The sequence below is a fragment of the Paenibacillus dendritiformis genome, assembly GCF_021654795.1.
Taxonomy (GTDB): Bacteria; Bacillota; Bacilli; order Paenibacillales; family Paenibacillaceae; genus Paenibacillus_B.
The window spans coordinates 5075907-5099566 of record NZ_AP025344.1 but is presented as its reverse complement, the minus strand read 5'-3'; the positions used below and the strand labels follow the sequence as shown (position 1 = coordinate 5099566).

Genomic DNA, 23660 nt, shown 5'->3' with positions numbered 1-23660 from the left:
TCCAATGTAAACATGTATATAGTCTTCGATAAGAATTATTTGGTATAATAAGCGAAAACGGCAGAGGGGTGCAACGATGAAAAAATTTATCCTAGGCATTATTGTTGGTGCTTTACTCGCGTTTTCGCCTCAAGTTTACAGTGCGGCATCTTCGCTTGTAGGAAAGAAAATTGACGGACAGATCGAAGTAAAATTAGATGGGAAACAAGTTGGATCTGCGGTGGTCGTGGAAGGTACAAGTTATTTACCAGTCCGGAATATAGCTAATGAATTGGGGCTGAAAATTAAAGTGGATAAGAAAGAAGTAACAATTACGTCGGAGGAAAAATCGGCGGAAGAAGAGATTGCAAAATTGAAAAAAGAAAGAGTAAAAGTAAGCGACCAGTTAGAGCGAGACAAAGCAAACGTTGAATCATCACTTCATGATGTTGAAAAAACAAAAGAACGGTATGAAAAGACGCTTGCTGAAACAAATGATTCTCGATATGTTGATCCTGTGAAATCTGCTTATGAGTCCTCGAATAAGGGGCATGAAAATCTCTTGAAACGGATTGAAGATAACGAAAAAGAACTTGAACGCATCGATAATAGACTGAAGGAATTAGGAGCCGAATAAGGCTCCTTTTTCTTTTGAATGCTTCATATGAAAACCACCCAACAATGCGGGGTGGTTTTGTTCATTACTTCTTGTGCTTTGTAGGATCTACAAGTTTATACCCTTCGCCTGATTTTTGCGTTGGAGGGAGTGGGTTGCCTTTTGTGGATGTGACTTCCCTGCCCTTACTGCCTCCGCGCGGCCCTACTACTTCATACTGGCCGGATCTAGGAGTTGTAGTTCCTGGCTTTAAAGGCTTCGTCATTGTGTTCACCTCCTTCTATATCCAAATATAACCGATGAAAGGAGATTATTCTATGGTAAACGACATTAAAATTGGGTGTTACACATATCATGTCGAAGAAGTGGAGTGCGTAAATAAATTCACTCCCCGTGCTGGAGAAATTGATTACTTCGCCAGGAAAATAAGAATTGACAAAGACATGGACGAGGCGCAGAAAAGAGAAACGTTAATGCATGAAATTATTCATGGGCTGGAAGACTTCATGTGTTTCGAATTAGAGGAAGAACAAGTTATGAAGCTTGGCAAAGGTTTAGCTATGGTATTCAAGGACAACGCCGAGATACTAAAACGGTTTACGATTTGATAGGGGGGAGGCAAAATGGCAATAACCGTACAAGGGTCTATCGTCAAGAAAGACGAACCGAAAAGCGTGATAGCACAAGCTGCGAGCAACGTCCGAGGCCAAACAAGTGCCGGCCAGACTCCATATTCCCAACCAAACTACGGGCCGGGCCGGATAAATCAAACGCTCGGCCAGATGCAAGATTACATCAATGGCCCAAGTTTTCAATTCACTGGCCCACAGCAGCCATTCAGCTATGATGCAGACTCCGACCCGGCATATCAGGCTGCGCTTGCTACAGCGCGCCGGAACATCGCCGATCAGCAAGCGAATACAAATGCATTCCTGCGGGCCGGTGGTCAGGGAAAGTCATCGTATTCGGAGACGGTAGCAAATCAGATCGGGGCCCGCGAGATGTCGCGAATATCCGATACCGTGATCCCGCAATTGGTTCAACAGGCATATCAAAGATACTCGGATCAAGCTAACCGGGATTTGCAAGTGCAGCAACTGAATTACGGGGTAAGCCGTGACAAGATCAGCGACCTTGCCAACCTATATGCGCATCAATATCAATATGACGTCCAGCGGCCGATGGACGAGGCGCAGTTAACGGGGAACTACCTACCCGGAGAGGCGCGGGAAGCTATTCAGAATTTGCTTGGGCTGAAGCAGCAGGCAGAGGCTAAAGGAATCACGGCGGCAGAACGGCAGCAGCTATCCCGGCAGGCAGACGGTATTCGGGCACAACTTGCGGCGCTAGGTATCGATCCTAGCCTGTATGGCGCCGATGTGAACTATGCTAAGGCGTCACAGAATACTCCGGGCATTCGAACGCTGGCCGGGCAACAGATGGACCTTGCGAAGAGAAAGGCAAACAACGAGGCAGCAATGGGCTGGAGCCAATTGAGCGGCAGGGTGCTATTCCCGCAGCAAGACTGGACCGGGTACCTACGGCAAATTCAACGCGGGAACTCCCCGCTGACTTTGGGCGGCATGCAGCAGCAATTGGCCCAACAACAGCAGCAATTCGGACAGCAACAGCAGTTATGGCAGAATCAGATGCAGGAGCGGCAGTTTGCTGAAAATGTGCGTCAATTCGGCCTGGACTACGCGCTACGGCAGCTTGGGCAACAACAACAGTATCAGATGGGGCAAGACAGGTTAGCGCTTGATGAGGCACGCTTCGGTTATGACATGGCGACCGCGGGAGCGAATAATTCAAGCAGACCAAACTATAGCATTGATCCGAAAACGCTAGTCGATCAAATAACAAGGCAATTCGGCGTAACGGATCCGATGACAGGTAACACAAGCATTCCGGCCGGGTCTGAAATGAAAATCGGACAAGTTATTGCAGCGGCTAATATGTCTCTTGAAGATAAGGCGTATGTAGCTAAATTGATGGGAGTGCGGCTCCCAAACTGACGAGCCCCGCCGGCGGAAACGCTAGCGGGGCTTCGTTGAATCGCTCGCTTGGCGGGGTACTGCAAGGCACGGGCGATCTGTTTGTGAAATATGGAAATAAATACGGAATTGACCCGGCCTTGCTCGCCGCTATCAGCATACACGAGACCGGGAACGGGACATCCTCAGCCGCCCGCAACAAGTACAACCTTGGTGGCATGATGGATCCATCATCAAACTGGACGAAGCTCATGTCATTTAAGAGCATTGAAGAGGGAATTGACGCAATGGCTCGGAACTTAAAAAAGAACTACATCGACCAAGGCATTACATCAATCGAGGGGATCGGAAAGAAATACGCTCCAGTAGGGGCCGCGAATGATCCTCGTGGCCTTAATAAGTATTGGGTACAGGGAGTAAGCAATTATTACAACAAACTGAGGGGATGAGGCTATGGCGTCGCAGAAAGACCAGATCAAAATGTACCGCGATATCTACCGTCAAAACAGGGATGATGTGGGCGGGTATATTCAGCAGTCGCAGCCTCAGCCCCAACAGCTTGATCCCGAGATGCAAAGATGGGCACAGTTTTTCGATGACTTGAATGCCGGAATAGACCCATACCAGAGAGAGGCGCGCGCTGCACTACCAAAAGAGTTGACTGCGTTGAATCCACTTGAAGGCTCGAGTTTGCTGCAACCTCCAAGGCAGCCTAGCAAGTTGGAAAAGTTGGGGAATAGTATTGTCTCCCCGGCGCGGCCAAAAGAGACGCAAGCGGACATCAACCGCAGACGCAGGGCGGAAATACAGCCAAGAAACGGATTCGAAGCCGCCGTTAAATCTGTTGCCGATCCGGTTGCGAATTTCATCGACAGCTTGTTATATGAAAACGTCGCGGGTCAGTTTGTTACCCGTGCCGGACACTCGGCGGCGGGGATGGTCGGGCCGACTGTAACCCCGAAGCCAGAGACAGGATCGAAGATCGCGGATGTTGTGGCCGATATAGGCGGTGGCATCGCGGGATTTGGTCTGAATGCTGCCACAGGCGGCGCCCCGGGGACGAACCTGTTAAGTGGTCCATATCGCGCCGCAGATGCCGCCTTGCTCTCTCCTGGAGGACAGAAGCTTACGCAGGCAGCGGCGAATCAGATCGGGAAAGTATTTAAGCCTGAGACTGCGCAGAAGTTGGCGGAAACAGGACTGCGGGGTGCTGCCGCTGGAGCAATCCAAAACGTAGCTCAGTCGGGGATGCGTGGGGAAACTGATGCTCAAGACATCGCACTAGCGGCCGGCCTTGGTGCCGGTCTGGGTGCGTTGGGGGATGTCGCCGCCTATGGTATAGGCCAGGGTATCAAGACCCTAATGAAGAAGAACGGCATTCCAGAAAAGGAGATAGCAGAAATTTTGGCTTTGCCGCCTTCTGGCAAAGAAACGCGTATGGCAGCCGCTGCGGAACGGTCTCGGCTGCCGGTAGGTGAGGAGCCGATAATCAGCCCTCCGCAAACGAAGGCGATAGCAGAAAACGTAAGCGCTGGCCGTCCAGAGCTGCAGCAGATCGACAATGCCATGAACGATCTGCAAATGAAGCACGAACAAGCGATCATTGACGAGTATAAGGCTCTCAAAGAATCTGTTGCTCAACTCGGCGAGAGTCGGCCGACGAACAAAGAGTTATATGAGGTGGCGCGCGAGCGAGTAGGCAGAACTGGATTTGACGAGCCGCCGCGTCCTAATGATAACATTCCAGAGTTTTTGCGACTAGACGCATCCCTAGAAGAGATGCAGCAGCCTATGGGTATATCGGCATTCGGGAAGGCGGGTACTCCTTACGAGCGTGCATCTCTTGAGGATACGATGTCACAGATACGCTCCAGGTCACAAAAAGAACTTGACGTCAGAACAAAGAAGGATACGTTTTATCAAAACTTCGTTGACGACGTGCATTCCTTCAATAGGTTTGACAAGTTCGCGGAGAAGGTACTGAACCGGCAATTGAAGGCGTCCGAGAGGGTGCATACGTCTGCGCTGAATGCCCGCGGGGCCGACATGATTGCCGCACAAATAGTGAAGGAAGGGTTGGTGAACAAGGAGGGGCAGGTAGTCGGTAGATCGTTGAAAGAGCGGCTGGCCGGGCTGCCGTTGAACCGGTACGCGGAGTTTGAGGACTATCTATTGAACCGGCACGCCATGACGCGGGCGGAACGCGGCGAGAAGGTATTCGGCGAAAAGGTCAACTGGAATCCAGAGCTAGCAGCAGGAAAAATAGCACAGTACGAAGAGAAATACCCGATGTTCCATGAAATTGCTGAGGACCTTTACGACTATCAGCGAACGATGGTTAATGAATGGCTTGTAAAGACGGGAATGATTTCGCAGGAACAAGCAAATGCATGGTTCGAGGCTAACCCGTACTACGTTCCAAATAAACGGCATTTTTCGAACATCGAGAAAGGGGGCGCCGGATACCGATCAAAGAAAGGGTACGCCAACCAGTCAGTACCCGTTAAGAAATTCAATAAGAAAGGCTCGACGCGTCAGATCATTTCTCCAATAGAATCAATCATAGAAAACACGGACGCTTTCGTTAAAGCGGCCAAACGGAATGAGGTTATGCAGAAGTTTGTCCAGCGTTTGAATCAAGATCCCGAAGCATACCAAGATTGGGCGGAGATAGTGCAGTCTTTTTCCGATGTTCGGGACCTGAAGAAGATGCTGGATGATGGGATCGGCTCTCTGCTTGATGACGTCGCCAAAGATTACGATAAAGCCTTCAAACAGATCAATCTTGATACGGACGACATCGTGCGTGTGCTTGTAGACGGGGAACCAGTGCATGTTCAGATCAAGGACAAGGATTTACTCCGATCTGCAATGGCGCTGGGACCCGAACGGTCGGCGTGGCTGCTGGATCAGGTGGGCAAGCTTACGAACATGTTCAAGACGTTTACCACGGGGGTTAACCCATATTTTGTGGCGCGAAACATTACGCGAGACCTAGGTGATTCGTGGGTATTCTCGAAATCAACGGGGAATCCGTTGACCTTCGTAAATGATTTTCTGAAGGCTGCAATAGACATTTTCGGAAACAAACAGGCGTGGAAGGAATACAAAAACATCGGCGGTGGGCACACATCGCAGGTAGCAAGCAGAAACATGCTCATGCGAAGCAAGATGGATGTTCTACCGAAAACATATTATTCGCGACTTCGGACAGGCCCACGCTGGCTATGGTCCAAATTAGAGGACGCTTTGTCTGCTACGGAGTCCATGAGTCGGTTGGCAGAGTTTAAACGATTACGAGGTTCAAGCACACCGGAAGAGTTGCAGAAGGCACTATACGAGGCTCAGGAAGTGGCTGTTAATTTCAAGCGCCGTGGTGCGCTGACCAAAGAAATAGACAAGGTATTTCCTTACTTCAATGCTGCCGTACAGGGCTTGGATCGATTCGTGCGCTCTTTTAAAGACGACCCAGTGAAAGCTCTTGTTAAAGCCACACTAGCGATGACTGTACCGACAGCGGTGCTTTACGCAATGAACAGAGATAACCCGAGGTATCAAGAACTACCAGAGAACACGAAGGATAATTTCTTCCTTATCCCGATAGATGGAGGGGAGAAATTTATTCGCATTGCTAAACCTCGGGAATTTGGCGTGTTGTTTTCAGGCTTACCAGAAAGGCTGATGCGACAATTTGCAGATGAAGATCCAGATGCATGGGATGAGTTTGCATCATTACTTGTGAAGACATTTTCTCTCCCTGGACTGGAAGGTGGGCTGACAGCCAAGGGTGGACTTCCACAAAAAGCGCTGGGTACGCTGCGGGACACGATTGGCGGTCCATTCGTCGACCTAGCGATGAACCAAAACTTCGCGGGATCTCCTATCGTGCCTGGGTATCTTGAGCGATTGTCTCCTGAGTTGCAGTACGACGAGAAGACGAGCAGCCTTGCACGTAAAGCTGCTGAGCTTATGGGTGGATCGCCAAAGCAATATGACTACATCATGCAGCAGTATCTAGGAGGGATAGGAAAAGCCATCCTTCCGGGGGCGGCGCCTGCGGGCAATCCACTCAAGGAATTGAGTGCTCAATTTGTGACTGACCCTACTTACAGCAACAAACTCTCTACACGGTTTTACGACGTCAAGGACAAACTTGATCAAGCCTATGCCGACCGCGGAGTCAAGGGGGAATTACCGGAGTGGTACAGCGACGGAGCACGCAAGCGCTTGAACAAGTTATCTGAATCGATGTCCAACACGAGAAAAGTAATGAAGGCAATCGAGGCAGATAGAAACCTCAGCCAGCAGCAGAAGGAAGAGCAGCTTCGTGAACTGCGGGAAGAAATCAATGAGTTAGCCCGCGTCGGCATCGAACTGACAAAGGATTTGAAAATACCGAAATCATAATGCCCTCGGATATCCGGGGGCTATTTTATTGAGGGGGAAATTACATGGAAAAAGTAGTTATGGCATTGAGTCAAATTGTAGGAGACTACGCGCCGAAGCAACTAGCGGCTGGTGGAGCGGCTGGGATGTTTGGTGTTCTCGTCGCGCTGTATGGAGATTGGACGTCATTGCTAACGATATTACTCATTGTTGTGGCTATTGATTACGTGACGGGTGTCATGGCTGCTGGGGCCGAAGGCAAGTTGAAAAGCAGCATCGGCATGATCGGCATTGCGCGGAAGATATTTATCTTCATGGTTGTGGCGGTGGCTCACCAGGTGGATACTGTCTTGGGCGATCAACACATGCTTCGTGATGCGGCGATTTTCTTTTATATGGCTAATGAATTGCTATCGATAATCGAAAATGGCGGCCGCTTGGGCGTACCGATGCCGAAAGTCTTTATCAAGGCCGTGGAAGTTCTGAAAGCAAAGGGAGGGGAGGAAAAAGATGAGCATGTATAACTATATCGTTGATCACATTCCGCGTAACACGCCGTATGATCGGCGTCCTGGGAACAAGATGGACGCGACAACGCTGACAATTCATAACACAGGAAATCCGTCGTCTACCGCTCGGAACGAGCGCGGATGGCTCACGAACCCGTCAAACAAGCGGACAGCATCATATCACATTGTTGTGGATGAACACGAAGCAATCGAAGTCCTGCCGCTAAACGAAAATGCATGGCACGCAGGTGATGGTAACGGCAATGGCAATCGGAAGTCTATCGGCATTGAAATCTGTGAGTCCGGTAACTACGGTAAGACTCTTCAAAACGCGGCTGCACTCGTAGCACGTATGCTATATGAGCGTGGATGGGGCGTAGATCGCCTGAGACGGCACTTTGATTGGTCGGGTAAGATTTGTCCTAGATTGATGTACAGCGGAGGTAAATGGACAGCCTGGGAGCGGTTTAAACTTATGGTACAAAAGGAGTTGAACGCAATGGATAAACCGAAGCAGCCTGATAAATCGGCCGACGGCGTGACAATCACTGTCGACGGTCGCGAGTTGGACGAGGCTGGGATTCTAATCGGAAATACCGCCTATGTTCCGGTTCGGGCGGTGCTTGAGGCAGCCGGCGCCAAAGTGAAATGGGATGGAAAGGGAAAAAAGGTCAACATAACTTCATCGTGATTGGAGACACTATTGGGGTGTCTTTTCCTCCGAAAAAAGGGCCGCGGTAGTATACCGCGGCCCCTACAACTCCTTGCTTATCTTCTAACGATCGTCCGGAATGCATTATCTAGCGTACGAATCTCAGCGAGCAATCTCGAATCTGTAAGATCGGTCCATCCCAATATGTTGCTGACTTGTCCGACGTAAAACGTATGAGCTTGCTGCATTAAATCAGACCCGTCAAGTTCAGATACAAATGCACGGAACACCTTTTCATACGGAGTCATTGCTGTCCTCCTCTCCTGCGTACGCCCGCCGGCTTATTTACGCTTACGCATATTCATTAATCCCAAGACGCTTAATGACAAAGCTACAACGATGAGTGTCCAGACAATGTAATTCATGGCTTGTCCATCCTCCCTCATGCGATATTGTTGTGAGGTGAAGGCTGTGATAAGATTTGGGGTAAGGAGGCCGTCGTGCCGGACGACCTCCCGTGGGTACTTACCTTTGCGCGCTCCGCAATGTTAAGTACCTTTTTACTTTTTACGGCCAGTTGCTTTGTAGATAAGGTATGCAGTATAACACTGGATTAGCGCCGTAAGAAGTTGCACCCAATCTTTCACGCCTTTCACCTCCTTTTTATGGCTGACACTAATTTCGTGTCATCCACATCTATAATATAGCATGACACTATTTTCGAGTCAATACTTATTTGACACTTTTTTCGTGCCGTTATATATTGGTGTTGAGGTGATAGGATGAAACGGATCCGATCTAATTTAAAGGTGCTGGCAGACAGTAGGGGTATAGGCATCCGCCAAATCGCGAGAGACATAGATTACCGATATGAGACGGTACGGCAAATGTATAATGATGAGTCCAAGCAGTTTCCACGCGATCTGTTGGACAAGTTGTGTACGTATTTTGATTGCGACATAAACGAGTTGTTATTGGTAGACAAAAAGGAGCCCTGGGAGTAGTCCCGAGGCTCTTTGTTTTGAATGTATAAAGAGTAAAACAATAGGGAATACAGCAGCTAATTGGGGGGTGCTGTGTTCGCCTAACGTTATGATCAGATTAACAGTGACTTTAGATCCGTTTGGGGATACCGGACTTAAAATGATAGAAGTCGGACGAGTTTATTTTTTGCATTACGACAAGTTGACCAATCGTATCATTGTCCATACGGCAAAAAGAGAACACTATATGCCTGGAACATTGAAATTTTGGGTCAATGCTTTGAACTCAAGCGGGTTTGTTTTTATGATCGTCGACCGAAACAATGCCGTTAATGTACAAAATATAACATTTATCGACAAAAAAAATTATTATGCTTACTTCGACGGAGCGCCAAGGTCGAAATCAAAGAAATGCACGATGTCACAACAATTGTGCCGGCAACTTATCAAAATGTACCCAGAAATCCCATATATCACAATTTAAGCGCGAAGTCTGTCGAATCATGTATGAACATATACGAAATTCAGAATCTGAATTGTTGTGTACAGGCGCTCGAAAATGTTGTACAAAGTAGGTAAGTGGCCGGCTACTTGAAAAGACATAAGGCGGGAGGGAGGGCGAGAACGGCACGGACAAGTATGGGGGATGTATAGATATATCTATACATTTTACTCGGGAGAGACGCCATGCAGGCGTTAGGATTAGAATATCCACTCATACATATCCTCGGCGTGGCAGTCGAGGATAAATGCAAACAGGACAGCCGCTTCGAATGGCATTGGCTCCCGGTTGTTCGCCCAGTTACTGATCCGTTGAGGCGAATAACCGGAGTGTCTGGCTAGCTTTGCTTGAGTCATATCCGCTTCCTTAATGCGCTCTTTAAGCAGGCATCTCCCACGAGTAATTCTAGCCACAGAATCACCTTTGAGGAGATTTACTTTCAATCGCAATTATATCATCTTGAAAGTTGAATAGATAGTTAGGACTATTGGATAGGAACGTATGTTCGATATATAATTGCGTTAACGATAAACATCATGAGTTCCCGAAAACTAGAAAACAACAAGTAGAGGGGCGGATGAAATAATGGTGAGATGGGAAACTGCATATAAACAAGTATATGAAGAGAAGATGAGACGACGAGAGGAAGAACGAGAAAGGTTTTTTGTGCTCTTCAACGTATTTTGCCATGAGGTGAAGCACGTTAGCCCTGATTTATTCGAAGCTGTACTCGAACTCGAAGAACTGATGAACGAAACATTTTGACATCTCTTATTTTCACAAGAGAGCCCCGGCATAATGCCAGGGCTTTTTCCTTTACCCACTTTACCCACGTTTTCCCCACAAAAAGCTAGTAAAACAACGTCCTCTCGTGTCCGTTGCTGACCATTCTAAAATCTAGCGAAGCCGCATGGTTACTACATTTTGTCCTAATACGTATATTAGTGTCCAAATTAATTGAATTTCAGCCGCAAGTTCAAGCAGCAAATCGGCGTCGCCCCGACCGTCTATATGAAAAAACGGCGGCGCAAAATCGTTGCCTATACGCCGGGGGTTGCCGGCCATATGCTTGCACTCGGGCAAACTCCGTACGCCGCGCCGCTTCATCCGAAATGGACGGCTCATTATTATGAGAAATATCGCTATGATATCCCGCATCATCTGAGCGCCTATCGCTACAATAAGGATTGGAGAACCAACATCGAGGCGTTATGCGCCGCCAAGCCGGAGCTCATCATTTGCGACTCGGAATATTTGCAGCCGGAAGAGAAGCGCTGTCTGGAAAGCGTGGCCGAGGTGAAATATATTTCCGGCCGGGAGCACAACTGGCGGGAGCAATTCAGCCTGATCGCCGGGTACATCGGTGCTGAGCCGGAGGCGGAAAGCTGGTTGTCCGCTTACGAGCAGAAGGCGGCTGCCGCCAGGGAGCGTCTGCAGGAGCTGCTGTCCGGCGAGGCGTTTTTTATGATGTGCATTCACAAAGATTGCTGTTATCCTTGCACCTGCCGCGGAATGAATGAAATGCTGTACCAGGAGCTGCAGTTGAACAGAGCGCCGTATTCGGGCGGGAATGCAGGCAGACAGGCGGTCAGTCTGGAAGAACTGGCGCGTCTGGAGCCCGATCGCATCTTGCTGAACGTATGCCAGGAGCAGGAATCGCTGCAGACATGGCAAGCTGTCCAGACTTCACGCTTATGGTCCGATCTGAAGGCCGCGCGGCGCAATCATGTCTATCTTATTTCTTCCGATCCGTGGCGGGAATACTCGGCATATGCTTGCGAGCGGATGATCGACGATCTGATGAAGCAGCTTGCGCACGAGCTTGGGACGGAGAAATAGTCCGATCAGGATTTTGTCCAAGTGAATTCCGGAGATTATCCATGTTCGCCCGGGGAAGAGCAAGTATATAATCTTTATTGAGAATCGTTATCATTATATTGATAATAATTCTCACATATTATTCATTTAATTCATTGAGAAGGAGAAGTATCATGAATAAAAAAGTAGGGGTTCTACTATTATCTTTAGCTATGATGTTCAGTGTCGCGGCATGCGGAACGAAGGATACGCCCGCTGCATCGGCTCCGCAACAGCAGGAGACACAGGCGGAGAACGCTTCGGCTGCAAATACAGACAATACGGCCAGCGAGACAAGAACGATTACATATCTTGGACAGGAGTATACCGTCCCTGTGCAGCCGGCCAAGCTGGTCATTACCGGCTCGGTGGAATCGCTCGAAGACGCGCTTGTCCTGGACGTGCATCCGGCAGGGGCGATGACGACCGGCGGCGAGTTCGCGCCGATGTTCGCCAAGATTACGGACCAGTCGGAACCGATTGGAGAGAAAGCCCAGCCGAATCTGGAAGCGATTTTGAAGCTGAAGCCGGACGTGATTCTGGCAAGCACCAAGTTCCCTGCGGAGGCCATTGAGAAGCTGGGCAAGATTGCCGTCACCATCCCTGTCTCCCATATCGCGACCGACTGGCAGGACAATCTGAATCTGCTGGCCGAGCTGTCCGGCAAGCAGGAGCAGGCGAAGCAGGCCTTGCAGAACTACAATGACGAGGCCCAAGCCTTGAAAGAGCAAATCGGCCCCGTTCTCAAGGACAAAAATGTGCTGATTCTCCGGCTGCGCGCAGGCAGTTTGTTCATTTATCCGGAAGACGTGTTCTTCAACCCTTCCGTCTATGCCGATCTGGGAGCTTCCGTTCCGGAGGAAGTGAAGAAGGCGGAGGCGCAGCAGATGGTTACGATCGAGCAGTTGTCTCAGATGAACCCGGACTATCTGTTCGTCCAGTTCGCGGAAGCGGAGAACAAGGATAATCCGAAGGCGTTGGAGGAACTGCAGAAAAATCCGATCTGGAACAGCATCAATGCCGTGAAGAACGACAATTTGTTCGTCAATCTGGTCGATCCGACCGCTCAAGGGGGGACCGCTTACAGCAAAATCGCCTTCCTGGAAGCCCTAAAAAACAGCAAGCTCGTTCAAGCCAAGTGAGCCGGTTCCTATGCGGCTAAAATCATACGCAACAGCGATCATCCTGTGGAGCTCGCCTCTGCTTGCCGTGCTGCTCATCCTAGTTTCGGTTCAATACGGGGCCAAAAACATCGATACCGGCACGATTTATGAAGCGGTGTTTCACTTTGATCCGGGAAACGTGAATCATCAAATCATTATGCACTCCCGGTTCCCGCGGGTGATCGGGGCTTTGCTTATCGGCGCGTTCCTGGCCATCTCGGGCGCGCTGATGCAGGGGATGACAAGAAACGATCTTGCATCCCCTTCGATTATGGGGGTGCTGGACGGCTCCGTATTTGCCGTGACGGTATGCATGATTTGGCTGCCGGGCTCCCCGCCGTTGGAATTGATCGTTTTTTCGTTCATCGGCTCGGCACTCAGCATCGTTCTTGTATTCGGCATGGCGTCGCTGCTGCCCGGCGGATTGTCACCGGTGAGGCTGGCCATCTTGGGCACGATTATCGGTACGTTTCTGAGCAGTATTTCGGCAGCGCTGGCATCCTATTTTCAGATCTCGCAAAATATCAGCTTCTGGTACAACGCCCGGCTTCATCAGCTGGATCCGGAGCTGATCAAGATGGCGATCCCGTTCGCGGTTGTCGGCATCGCGTTGGCGGTCGGACTGTCCCGATCGATATCGGTTCTGTCTCTGGGCGAAGAGGTAGCGGTCGGGCTTGGCCAAAAAACGGCATGGATCAAATTCGGCGCGACCTTCAGCGTCGTCCTGTTGACCGGGATAGCGGCCGCGATCGCCGGCAAAATCGGGTTCGTCGGTCTCATTATTCCGCATATTGTCCGGATGCTTGTCGGGGTCGATTATAAATGGATCATCCCGTGCTCGGGGGTGCTTGGAGCGTTGTTCCTGGCGCTCTGCGACCTGCTCAGCCGGTACGTGAATTATCCGTTCGAGATGCCGATAGGCGTCATCACCTCGCTGCTTGGCGTTCCGTTCTTCCTCTATCTTGTGCGGACGAGAGGAGGCGCGAAGCATGAATAACATCTCGGGCGGCCGCTTTGCGGCTGTGCTGATCGCCGGAGCTGCCCTGATTTTGATCGTCACCTATGTCAGCCTGACCAACGGTATATTTGATATGAGCGTGAAGGATGTTATCGATACATTGCTGCGCATTCAGCCGCAAGCCGACCATGATCTCGTCATTTTCGAGTTCCGGCTGCCGCGGATCGTCATTGCCATTCTGGTCGGGATGGGACTTGGCATCGCCGGAGCGGTTATTCAGAGCATTACGCGCAACGGGCTGGCGGATCCGGGCATTCTGGGAATCAATGCGGGAGCCGGCGCGGCGATGGTTATTTTTATGTTCTTTTTCCAAGGCCAGATCAAGGGGACCGGGCTGCTGTCGATTATGGCGATGCCGCTCTTCGGCTTGCTGGGCGGGCTGCTTGCGGCCGCCCTTATCTACCTGTTCGCCTGGAAGGACGGCCGGCTGGAGCCGCAGCGGCTGCTGCTTACGGGGATTGCCGCCGGATCGGGCCTGAGCGCGGTATCCTTATTTTTGACGCTGAAGATGAATCCGAATGATTTCGAGATGGCCGCGGTATGGAGCTCCGGCAGTATTTACAATGCGAACTGGAAATACATCGCTTCCATTATTCCCTGGCTTCTGCTGCTGCTCCCGGTCATTATTCGCAAGTCCTATATCATGGATATATTTCAATTGCGCGAGGAAAGTGTCATTAGCGTGGGCGTCTCTTCGGAAAAAGAGAAGGCCGAGCTCTTGCTGTGCAGCATCGGCATCGTAAGCGCCTGCGTATCCGTATCCGGAGGCATCGGATTTATCGGGCTGATGGCGCCCCACATTTCCAGACGGCTCGTCGGAACCGCGCATCGCCGCATTCTCCCGGTATGCGGAATCGTCGGGGCGCTGCTCGTGCTCGTATCCGACTATATCGGCCGAACCGTGTTCGCCCCGGCGGAATTGCCCGCGGGGATCGTAACGGCCATTATCGGCGTTCCCTATTTCATGATGCTCCTGTACCTGGGAAGAAAAAAACGAGGTTAGACCGTTATTTATGACAGATGAGGAGAGAACATGGATGTCTAACAGCCATTTGGCGCCGCTTGAACCGCTGTTTTCGGATCAGGCGGGCCGTGAAGTTACCGTGCCGCGTTCGGAGCAATGGGATGTCTGTTCCCGAGGCAGCGGCCGGCCATACCGGATTTTTGTGGCCGTGCCGGCCGAGGAGGCGCCGCCGGCCGGTCATCCGGTCATCTATGTGCTGGACGCGAATTCAACGTTCGGCACGTTAGCGGAGACGGTTCGCGCCCAGTCCCGCGCCAAAGCCAAGACCGGCGTCGATCCCGCCGTCGTCGTCGGCATCGGGTATCCGACCGATGCTCCGTTCGATCCGGCCCGGTTCTATGATTTTACGCTCCCGGTCCAGGCCGAAGAGCTGCCGCCCCATCCGCATGGAGATGCGTGGCCGGAGATGGGCGGAGCCGAAGCATTCAGCCGCTTCATTGAAGAAGAACTGAAGCCGGCCATCGAGCGCAAGTTCAACATCGATCGCGGCAGGCAGGCGATTATCGGCCACTCTCTGGGCGGACTGTGCGTGCTGCAAATGCTGTTCACCCGGCCCGGGGCATTCAAGACCTATATCGCGGGCAGCCCGTCGATTCATTGGAACAGGCCGTTCATCCAGGAAGCGGGAGAGCGCTTCCTGGCCCGCATGCAGCAGGAACATGCCGATATTCAGGTCATGATTGCGGTAGGGGAACGGGAGCAAGGCCATCCCAGCCGCATGACCGAGAATGCGAGGGAGCTGGCCGAACGGCTGGCTGCCGTCTCGTCCTCCGGGGTGCGGACCGCGTTCTATGAATTCGGGGGCGAAGGCCATATTTCGCTGCTTCCCGTCTTGATGAGCCATGCCGCCCGCTATGCATTATCGAGCCCAGGCCAGACGGGCTGAACGATGGGCGGAAGCGAGGGACGGATTCGCCGTCTCAAGCGGAGGGCCGGACCCTCCCCGCTGCCGCAATGAAGCCCCCTATGCCTATTTTCGGCATAGGGGGCTTGCTGTCGGCGGACGGCCGCCGTTCTGCGCGAAGTCGTCCGGCTTCTCCCTTGGGCGCCTAGTATCGCTTGTACATTCCTACCGAGCGAGGGTAGGTGTAATCGAAGCCGAACTGCGCGTACAATTGATCGGCGGGAAGATCCGCAATTAAGCTGACATACGATTGCTTGGGCGCGTTCTCGTCCAGGTAACGGGAAATCTCCGCCATAATCGTCTTTCCCCACCCTTGTCCCTGATGGGATGGCCTTACGCAAATATCGACCACCTGAAAAAAGCAGCCGCCATCTCCGATGATCCGGCCCATGCCAATCAGTTCGCCATTCTGCCGGAGCGTTACCGTGAAGACAGAATTTTGCAGCCCGACGGCGGCTCCCTCCAAGCTTTTGGAACTAAGACCGGCTGCTTTCCGAATGGCAACATACTCTTCCGGGCTGGGAGCCTCATGCAAAATAATCACATTGGACTTCATAATTCCCTCCATTTCCCCTGCGTTGCGGGCGGAGCGATGTTGTCACAGGGATTTATTCATACAGGGCGTCCTTCAGCTTCGTGGACATGCCCGAACGGCTGCGGGCCGCAGCAAGCGCAGACTTGCGAAGCCGTTCATTCTCTCGCGTCAATGCTTCCATCCGGCTCAGCATCTCGTCGAGCAACTGGCGCGCCTCTTCGCTTAATCCGCTCTCCAGAGATTTTTTTCTCTCCGCGAACGCTTGAACGGATGTGTCCTTGCTCATTGATTTTGCCTTCTTTCTTTTCTTCTATACTGGATATCCTTCTATTCTATCACTATTCTATTATAGGGCAGATGAGCGGAAGCCAAAAGAACATAAAAAAGATAACCGTCTTCATCCAATGATTGTGATACAATGATGGATGCCAATTTAATCGAAGAAGGGATCCTGACATCATGAGTAGACGTTACGAGAGCCGATTCCATCGATGCAGTGATGCATCGCTTTCCATTTTGGCGGCGGCAAAGGCGGCCGGACGATGACGGCCCGCACCATCGAAGATGCCATGAATGTGCGCCAGTCGCAAATCCGCCGCATGTATCTGTACATGTTTATGATATTTACGCCGGGAGCGGTGTTTTCCTCGTTCTTTCCGCTATATTATCGCGATATCGGATACACCGACGCGATGTATGGAATGCAGAACGCGATTATGCCGCTTATCGGAGTGGTTGGCAACTATCTGTTCGGGTATGTGAGCGACAAATTCGCCCGGATCAAGCCGTTGATTTTTGGACTGATTCTTGCATTGATAGCCGTACTGTTCTTTGTTTTCCACGTTACGGATCCTTGGACCGTGATGGGGCTGATTTTCCTGTTCCAGTTTCTGTGGGTGCCGTTGATGACCTTGACGGACGGAATGGCGATGCTGGCCTCCCGGAGACTTGGAGACTCCTACGCGGTCATTCGCGGCTTCGGCGCGGCCGGGTTCGCGGTGTCCGCGCTTGTTATAGGCTGGCTGCTCGGCCGGCTGCCGGGGCATGCCGCCATGGGGTGGATTATGATGGCTCTGCTTGCCGCAACCGGCGGGGTGCTGCTGATGATCCGCGATCCCCGGCGTCCGGAAGCGGACGGCCCGGAAGCAGAGGGGGAGGGCGAGGGGCCTTCGCGAACGGAAGCGGCTGACATGTCCCAATTTTGGAAATACGTGTTCACCCGGCGCTTCCTCTTGTTCATTGCGGTGCTCATTACGTACAATATGACTTTAATCTTCAATGATCAATATTTCAGCTTCCTTATCCGGGAATTGAACGGAACGCCTTTCCACATCGGGCTGGGCTGGATGCTGCCGGCGGCTACGGAAGTCATTATCTTCCTGTATTTGGGCCGCGCGGGCAGACAATTCCGCCCGTTGACGATGCTGGCCTGGTCCTCGGTCATTCTCGGCATTCGGGCGCTCGTCATCTATGTGACCGATTGGCTGCCTCTGATTCTGTTCATGCAGGCGGTTCAGGGAATCGGCATTGCGCTCTTCTTCATCTATCTGGCCGAGTACATGATGGACCTGATACCGGATCGGTTCCGGGCCAGCGGGCAGGCGGTAATGCAGGTGGCGCTCAGCATTGGCGCGACGATGACGGGCAGCATTATCGGGGCGTACATCTATAGCCAATGGGGCAATAAAGCGCTGTTCCTCGTGATGGGAGCGGTGCTGGCGATCGCGGCAGGCGGCTTCGCCGCGGCGGATCGGCTGGAACGGCGGAGGGAACGGACAGAATCGGCCTCCGTCTAACATCTGACTAACATAACAACGGAAGTCTGGGCATTCAGCCTGGGCTTCCGTTTTTTATGCATCACCAAGATTTTTGTTTGAAAAGGTACCTTGCAATATACAGTAGCATATGTTACGATGTACTCAGCTTAAGAGATGTGCTCAAATTCGTTGGAATCCATATTGGCGTCGAGGGGAGGTTGGCTAGGGCGTGAATACGCAATTCAAGAAAGGCGTGCTCGAATTGTGCGTCCTCGTTCTCACTTATGAGAAGGATCGTTACGGCTATGAATTGGTGAACCGGATCTCGGAGAAATTTCAGGTCGCGGAAGGCACGATGTATCCTTTGCTGCGCCGCTTGACTCAGGAAGGGCATTGCTCGACGTACTTGAAGGAATCATCGGAAGGTCCGCCCCGCAAGTACTATAAGCTCACCGATTCGGGAGAGGCGTATATGCGGGATATGGTGAAGGAGTGGACTTTGTTTTCGCAGGGCGTAGACGAGATTATCAAGGAGGTTATGAATGGTGAGCGAGCGTAAACAGCAGTTTTTGACCCGGCTGGAGCAATTGCTGGGAGCGGTTCCCGAGGCGGAGCGCCGGGAGATTATGTCCGATTTCGAGTCGCATTTTCAGGAGGCCCACGAGGCGGGGAGATCGGAGGAAGAGATATTTCGCTCGCTGGGAAGCGAGCAGGCGATTGCCCGCGAGATACTGGCCCAATATGGATTGGATCTCCCGAGCGTTCAGGAGCCGCCTGGGGCCCGAGAGGAAGCGGAACCGAATGCCAATCCGGATCGCAGCGCTGCCGCGCATCACGCATCTGCCGGTCCGTTCGGCTCCGGAACCGGTTCACCGCTGCGGGTTATCCGGCTGGAGACGGATGTTGTCGATGTTCATCTAGACACTCATGACGGCCAAGACATAACTTATCATTTTGATTCATTTGACGCGGGGCAATTTGATGTGCGGGAAACGAGAGAAGGAGATGCTTACCGCCTGACCGTCCAGCTTCGGCGCAGCGGAATGAAGCGCTTCTTTTCTCCGGTAAGCGGAGATCTTCATGTTCAAATCCCGGCTTCGTTCGGGGGAACGGTGGAACTGGCCATCGTATCCGGCGACGCAGAGATACGGCAGATTCGGGCAGAGCGCCTTGATGCGGAGCTGAAATCAGGCGATCTCACGATTGTTGACAGCTCATGCGGGCATGTGACGGCACGGATGAAATCGGGCGATGCCGAGCTTCATGATTGCACATGCGGCAAGGCTGATCTGCATACGTTATCGGGCGATGTGACGATTTTTGATCTCCGGGCAGACGAGTTCGCGCTGAAGGCGGCCTCCGGCGATATTGAACTGCATCGGTTGGAGGCTCAAACGCTGCGTGCCGAGCTGCTGTCCGGCGATATGCATATCGTTGACGGCAGAGGCGGCACCTGGAAATTTACCGCCGCGTCCGGCGATTTGAAGCTGTCGTCCATTGCCGCGGACGTTCACATTGATGTAGCTTCCGGCAGCATCTCGACGAAGAATGTCCGTGGTTCACTGAACGTTCTGGCCAAGAGCGGGGAAGTCGAATGCGAGCTGGCTTCCGGAACGAGCCGAGCTGTCATCGAGAATATGGCAGGGAATGTGTCGCTTATGGTTCCTTCCGGCATGCAGGCGCTGGAGCTGGAGGCGTCCACCGTGCTTGGAGCGGTGTCGGTCCGTCTTCCTCAATTCCCGGAGGGTCATGCCCAGACCAGCCGTTTCCGCGGTCAGCTTGGGGAGAACGGTCCCAAAGTTCAATTGGCGACGAAGGTTGGCTCGATTTCCGTAACATCGATATGAATCAGCAGAAGGAGGACGAAGAGAAAGTGGACTATTTCAGCTCATACAAACAAATGGAGCAGCTGCAGAGGGAAGCGGTTCGAGAGGCGGAGCAGAGCCGCTTGTGGCGAATCTTTATGGCGAAGAGGCTGACCGGCGAAGAACTAAGGGAGAGAGCGCTCCATGTTCTGAATGACTTGCTGAATTCGGAACTCGACGACGTCAGGCTGCGCGCGGCGGAGATTATTATGAACGGCTGCCGCCGGCGCCGGTGGTTCGCGTTAAGATATTAATATCGTCCGATAGATCTAAGGCCGATTCTTCCCTTGCGGGGCAGGAACCGGCCTTTATTTTATGCCAACGTAACGGCCAGCAGATACAGATTGAGCACGGCGATGATGGTTCCGGCAATCCACGCAAGCGCCTGCATCCAGCGAGGACTGGCGAAGGGGCCCATCTTGCGTGGGTCTCCGGTAAAGCGAAGAAGCGGAAAAACGGCGAACGACAATTGCAGAGACAAGATGACCTGGCTGAGAATCAGCAGCTCGCCGGTGCTCTTCTCCCCGTAGATGGAGATGACCGCTATCGCGGGAATAATCGCGATCAGCCGTGTAATGAGGCGCCGGACCCACGGTTTCAAGCGAATGTTCAGGAAGCCCTCCATCACGATCTGTCCGGCAAGCGTGCCCGTCAAGGTCGAATTCTGGCCGGAGGCGAGCAGGGCGACGGCGAACAGGATGCTGGCCATCCCCGTGCCCAGGAGCGGCGCCAGCATTTGATACGCATCTTCAATCTCCGCGATCTCGGTATGTCCGGTGCGGTAGAAGGTCGAAGCGGCCAGCATGAGAATCGCGGCGTTCACGAACATAGCCAGCATCAAGGCGATGGTCGAATCGAGCGTGGCGAAGCGGATCGCCTGCTTCTTGCCGGCAAGCGAGTCTTCGAAGTTGCGCGTCTGCACGATCGAGGAATGCAGGTACAGATTATGGGGCATGACCGTCGCTCCCAAAATGCCAAGGGCGATATATAGCATCTCCGGATTCCGGATAATTTCCGGGCTCGGAATGAACCCCTGCGCGACTTCCCGAATATCCGGCCGGGAGAGGAACAGCTCGACGCCGAAACAGGCCAAAATAATCAGAAATAGCGCGACGACGATGGATTCGATGTAGCGGAAGCCTTTGTGCTGGAGCATCAAGACGATAAATATATCGAGAGAGGTAATGATGACCCCGATCAACAGCGGCAGGCCGAACAGCAGCTTAAGCGCGATCGCGGAGCCGATGATTTCGGCCAGATCGCAGGCGGCTATGGCCAACTCGCATAATACCCACAGGACGAAATTCACCGGCTTGCTGTAATGATCATGGCAAGCCTGGGCCAGATCCCGTCCGGTCGCGATGCCGAGCCGGGCGGACAGGGATTGCAGCAGCACCGCCATCAGATTGGAGAGCAGCACGACGGACAGCAGCGTATAATTGAAGCGGGAGCCTCCCGCAATATCGGTCGCCCAATTGCCAGGATCCATATAGCCGACGGCGACCATATACCCGGGCCCGACAAACGCTAAAAATTTGCGGAACCGGGATCCTTTTGCCGGCACGGGCATCGATTTATAGGATTCGGCCAGCGTTGGCTCCGTTCGCTCATGGCGCCAGCCGCTGCCGGAGGATTTCGTTCTCTTGCCCATCTCGGCTCCCCCTTCTTTCCTTCCTTTCTTCCCTTTGCGCAGCCAGACTGCACGGCTTCCTGTTTCCCGTCATATTATAGGATATTATTACCCTGCCCGGCCGCATTGTATCAAGGCAGCATTTTTCCGGATGGTTAGGATTCACATTTTGACAAAAGAGTACTATAATAAAAATTGAAGTAATTACTCTCTTCAAAAAAAATAGCCCCAGTGAAAACTAATCTCATTCTCAATACCATGCTGTTCCCTGATAGGGAACAGCATGTCGCATTTTTAGGGGAATAACAACGATAGTCATTATCAGTGAAGAGGGTGTGTTACGAATGAAAAGCAACAGCAAGCAATCATTTACGGAATGGATGGATAAATACGGCGAGGCGCTGGCTGCGGCCGGAAGCGCCTGCTTTATCGCTTTGGCGTTTATCGCCGGCTATGTCTCGGAGACGCTGGCAATCGCGTTTTTTGCGCTCTCCTATGTGATGGGAGGCTGGCTGAAGCTGAAGGATGGGCTGGTTACGCTCATCCGGGACAAGGATCTGGATGTCAATCTGTTGATGATCGCCGCGGCCTTGGGCGCCGCCAGCATCGGGTACTGGTCGGAAGGCGCGATTCTCATCTTCATCTTCGCCTTGAGCGGGGCGCTGGAGACGTTCACGATGAACCGGAGCTCGCGCGACATTTCGGCCCTGATGGAATTGAAGCCGGAGCAAGCGATCGTGCTCCGGGACGGGCAGGAAGTTATCGTTCCGGTGGAGCGGCTGCAAGTCGGCGAGACGGTATTGGTCAAGCCGGGAGAGCGCATTCCGGCGGACGGGCTCGTGCAGGAAGGAAGCTCGGCCGTCGATCAAGCTTCGATTACCGGGGAGAGCGTGCCGGTTGACAAAGGCCCCGGCGATGAAGTATTCGCAGGCACGGTGAACGGCCAAGGCGCGCTCTATATGGAAGTAACTCAATCCAGCGAATCGTCGCTGTTTTCCAAGATTATTCGGCTCGTCCAGGAAGCGCAGAGCGAGATGCCGAAGTCGCAGCGCTTCATTGAGAAGTTCGAGCGGATTTATGCGCGGGTCATTATTCTGGTTACGCTCCTGCTGATCTTCCTTCCGCCGCTTCTTCTCGGCGAGACATGGGAGGCTGCGTTCTACCGGTCGATGGTGTTCCTCGTCGTGGCCTCCCCTTGCGCCCTCGTCGCGTCCATTATGCCGGCCACCTTGTCGGCCATCTCGAACAGCGCCCGCAAAGGCTTGCTGTTCAAGGGCGGCGCTTATCTCGATCATATCTCGCGGGTGAGGGTGATCGCGTTCGACAAGACCGGAACGTTGACGCAGGGCCGATTGACGGTAACCGACGTGGAACCGCGCGGCGGCCTGCAGGCCCCGGAGCTGCTTCAGGCGGCGGCGGCGCTGGAGACGCTGTCGACCCATCCGATCGCCAAAGCGATCGTTCTGGAAGCGGAGCGCGCTCGGCCGAACGGCAGCGGAGCCGCATGGGCGCGGCCGGCGGATTTCCAAGCCCGGTCGGGACTTGGAATCGAGGCAGAGATGGAAGGCGCGCGCTGGCGCATTGGCAAGCCGTCCTTTATTTTGAACGGGGCCGATGCGGAGGTTCTCGCCCGGACCGCCGAGCTTCAGAGCGAAGGCAAGACCGTCATTGCGGTCGAGCGGGACGGCGCTGTCGTCGGCTTGATTGCGCTCCAGGATCGGATTCGCCCGGAGACGCCTGCCATTGTCCGTCAATTGAAGCGTAGCGGCATTCAGGTGGCGATGCTTACGGGGGATCAGGAGCGAACGGCGCAGGCCATTGCGGCCGAGGCCGGAATCGGCCTCGTCTTTGCCGAATTGATGCCTGAGGACAAACTGACGATTGTCAAAAAGCTGAGGTCGGAGTATGGAGCGGTAGCGATGGTGGGGGACGGCGTCAACGATGCGCCCGCGCTTGCCGCGGCCAGTGTCGGCATTGCGATGGGGGCCGCGGGCAGCGATGCGGCGCTGGAGACCGCCGACTTGGTGCTGATGAATGATGATCTGGGCAATATCGAGCACGCCATTTCGCTCGGCAGACGCACCCAGACCATCGTCAAGCAGAATATTATTTTTGCCGGCGCCGTAATCGTGGCCCTCATCTCTGCCAACTTCTTGTTCGGAATACCGCTTCCGTTAGGCGTCGTCGGGCATGAAGGCAGCACCATCCTCGTCATCCTGAACGGATTGCGCCTGCTTCGATCGTAACATTTATTTATCTGCAATGATTCGATTCCTATCCATATGA

The 23660-nt window shown here is 52.8% G+C and carries 23 protein-coding genes; 19 read left to right on the top strand and 4 right to left on the bottom strand.

What is annotated here, in order from left to right:
• The first annotated feature begins 76 nt into the window (after nucleotides 1-76).
• The 9 genes from L6439_RS22520 (at nucleotide 77) to L6439_RS29795 (ending at nucleotide 9603) form a co-directional block, all read left to right on the top strand.
• Nucleotides 77-616, top strand: coding sequence for a stalk domain-containing protein (locus tag L6439_RS22520; RefSeq protein WP_213471789.1), 540 nt, complete (start codon nucleotides 77-79; stop codon nucleotides 614-616).
• Nucleotides 617-912: 296 nt separating this feature from the next.
• On the top strand, nucleotides 913-1203 hold the full coding sequence (locus tag L6439_RS22515) for a hypothetical protein (RefSeq protein ID WP_213471796.1): 291 nt from the start codon (nucleotides 913-915) through the stop codon (nucleotides 1201-1203).
• 15 nt (nucleotides 1204-1218) lie between these two features.
• Entirely contained in the window at nucleotides 1219-2610 is a 1392-nt protein-coding gene (locus L6439_RS22510) for a hypothetical protein (RefSeq protein WP_213471779.1), read from the top strand.
• Between the two features lie 35 nt (nucleotides 2611-2645).
• Nucleotides 2646-3038: a glucosaminidase domain-containing protein gene (locus L6439_RS22505; protein ID WP_237096604.1), complete on the top strand. Its 393-nt coding sequence runs from the start codon at nucleotides 2646-2648 to the stop codon at nucleotides 3036-3038.
• Between the two features lie 4 nt (nucleotides 3039-3042).
• Nucleotides 3043-6996, top strand: a complete 3954-nt coding sequence (locus tag L6439_RS22500) for an LPD38 domain-containing protein (protein WP_237096603.1) — start codon at nucleotides 3043-3045, stop codon at nucleotides 6994-6996.
• A 44-nt stretch (nucleotides 6997-7040) separates the two neighbouring features.
• Nucleotides 7041-7499, top strand: coding sequence for a phage holin family protein (locus L6439_RS22495; protein WP_213471785.1), 459 nt, complete (start codon nucleotides 7041-7043; stop codon nucleotides 7497-7499).
• On the top strand, nucleotides 7486-8175 hold the full coding sequence (locus L6439_RS22490) for an N-acetylmuramoyl-L-alanine amidase (protein WP_213471784.1): 690 nt from the start codon (nucleotides 7486-7488) through the stop codon (nucleotides 8173-8175). The genes L6439_RS22495 and L6439_RS22490 overlap by 14 nt, the downstream gene beginning before the upstream one ends.
• 743 nt (nucleotides 8176-8918) lie before the next feature.
• Nucleotides 8919-9140 (top strand): helix-turn-helix domain-containing protein, encoded by a 222-nt coding sequence (locus tag L6439_RS22485; protein WP_213470862.1) that lies wholly within the window; start codon nucleotides 8919-8921, stop codon nucleotides 9138-9140.
• An 88-nt stretch (nucleotides 9141-9228) separates the two neighbouring features.
• Nucleotides 9229-9603: a LytTR family transcriptional regulator DNA-binding domain-containing protein gene (locus L6439_RS29795; RefSeq protein ID WP_369009962.1), complete on the top strand. Its 375-nt coding sequence runs from the start codon at nucleotides 9229-9231 to the stop codon at nucleotides 9601-9603.
• 218 nt (nucleotides 9604-9821) lie between these two features.
• Here L6439_RS29795 and L6439_RS22480 read toward each other — a convergent pair whose 3' ends face one another.
• Nucleotides 9822-9977, bottom strand: coding sequence for a helix-turn-helix domain-containing protein (locus L6439_RS22480; protein WP_331253367.1), 156 nt, complete (start codon nucleotides 9975-9977; stop codon nucleotides 9822-9824).
• Between the two features lie 601 nt (nucleotides 9978-10578).
• Here L6439_RS22480 and L6439_RS22475 point away from each other — a divergent pair.
• The 5 genes from L6439_RS22475 to L6439_RS22455 all read left to right on the top strand — a co-directional run bounded on the left by L6439_RS22475 (nucleotide 10579) and on the right by L6439_RS22455 (nucleotide 15569).
• Nucleotides 10579-11460: an ABC transporter substrate-binding protein gene (locus L6439_RS22475; protein ID WP_237096602.1), complete on the top strand. Its 882-nt coding sequence runs from the start codon at nucleotides 10579-10581 to the stop codon at nucleotides 11458-11460.
• Nucleotides 11461-11612: 152 nt separating this feature from the next.
• A complete protein-coding gene (locus L6439_RS22470) occupies nucleotides 11613-12620 on the top strand; it encodes an ABC transporter substrate-binding protein (protein ID WP_213470860.1) in 1008 nt (335 codons plus the stop codon).
• A gap of 10 nt (nucleotides 12621-12630) precedes the next feature.
• Nucleotides 12631-13638 (top strand): FecCD family ABC transporter permease, encoded by a 1008-nt coding sequence (locus L6439_RS22465; RefSeq protein WP_213470859.1) that lies wholly within the window; start codon nucleotides 12631-12633, stop codon nucleotides 13636-13638.
• A complete protein-coding gene (locus tag L6439_RS22460) occupies nucleotides 13631-14662 on the top strand; it encodes a FecCD family ABC transporter permease (protein ID WP_213470858.1) in 1032 nt (343 codons plus the stop codon). The genes L6439_RS22465 and L6439_RS22460 overlap by 8 nt, the downstream gene beginning before the upstream one ends.
• A 34-nt stretch (nucleotides 14663-14696) precedes the next feature.
• Nucleotides 14697-15569 carry an alpha/beta hydrolase gene (locus L6439_RS22455; protein ID WP_237096601.1) on the top strand — a complete coding sequence of 291 codons (873 nt, stop codon included), beginning with the start codon at nucleotides 14697-14699 and terminating at the stop codon, nucleotides 15567-15569.
• A gap of 163 nt (nucleotides 15570-15732) precedes the next feature.
• Here L6439_RS22455 and L6439_RS22450 read toward each other — a convergent pair whose 3' ends face one another.
• Entirely contained in the window at nucleotides 15733-16143 is a 411-nt protein-coding gene (locus L6439_RS22450) for a GNAT family N-acetyltransferase (protein WP_213470856.1), read from the bottom strand.
• Nucleotides 16144-16195: 52 nt separating this feature from the next.
• Nucleotides 16196-16408 carry a Ni2+-binding GTPase gene (locus L6439_RS22445; RefSeq protein WP_168178347.1) on the bottom strand — a complete coding sequence of 71 codons (213 nt, stop codon included), beginning with the start codon at nucleotides 16406-16408 and terminating at the stop codon, nucleotides 16196-16198.
• A 256-nt stretch (nucleotides 16409-16664) separates the two neighbouring features.
• On the opposite strand from L6439_RS22445, the gene L6439_RS22440 reads away from it, so the two are divergent.
• The 4 genes from L6439_RS22440 to L6439_RS22425 all read left to right on the top strand — a co-directional run bounded on the left by L6439_RS22440 (nucleotide 16665) and on the right by L6439_RS22425 (nucleotide 19998).
• Complete coding sequence (locus tag L6439_RS22440; RefSeq protein ID WP_168178346.1) at nucleotides 16665-17918, top strand: MFS transporter; 1254 nt, start codon at nucleotides 16665-16667, stop codon at nucleotides 17916-17918.
• A gap of 190 nt (nucleotides 17919-18108) precedes the next feature.
• Nucleotides 18109-18438, top strand: a complete 330-nt coding sequence (locus L6439_RS22435) for a PadR family transcriptional regulator (RefSeq protein ID WP_168178345.1) — start codon at nucleotides 18109-18111, stop codon at nucleotides 18436-18438.
• Nucleotides 18422-19726: a DUF4097 family beta strand repeat-containing protein gene (locus L6439_RS22430; RefSeq protein ID WP_237096600.1), complete on the top strand. Its 1305-nt coding sequence runs from the start codon at nucleotides 18422-18424 to the stop codon at nucleotides 19724-19726. Before L6439_RS22435 ends, L6439_RS22430 begins: the two co-directional genes overlap by 17 nt.
• Before the next feature lie 26 nt (nucleotides 19727-19752).
• Nucleotides 19753-19998, top strand: coding sequence for a hypothetical protein (locus L6439_RS22425; RefSeq protein ID WP_213470852.1), 246 nt, complete (start codon nucleotides 19753-19755; stop codon nucleotides 19996-19998).
• A 59-nt stretch (nucleotides 19999-20057) separates the two neighbouring features.
• On the opposite strand, the gene L6439_RS22420 is transcribed toward L6439_RS22425, so the two are convergent.
• Entirely contained in the window at nucleotides 20058-21395 is a 1338-nt protein-coding gene (locus L6439_RS22420) for an Nramp family divalent metal transporter (protein ID WP_213470850.1), read from the bottom strand.
• Nucleotides 21396-21718: 323 nt separating this feature from the next.
• Between L6439_RS22420 and L6439_RS22415 the strand changes: the two genes are divergently transcribed.
• On the top strand, nucleotides 21719-23620 hold the full coding sequence (locus tag L6439_RS22415) for a heavy metal translocating P-type ATPase (RefSeq protein ID WP_213470848.1): 1902 nt from the start codon (nucleotides 21719-21721) through the stop codon (nucleotides 23618-23620).
• Nucleotides 23621-23660 lie beyond the last annotated feature (40 nt).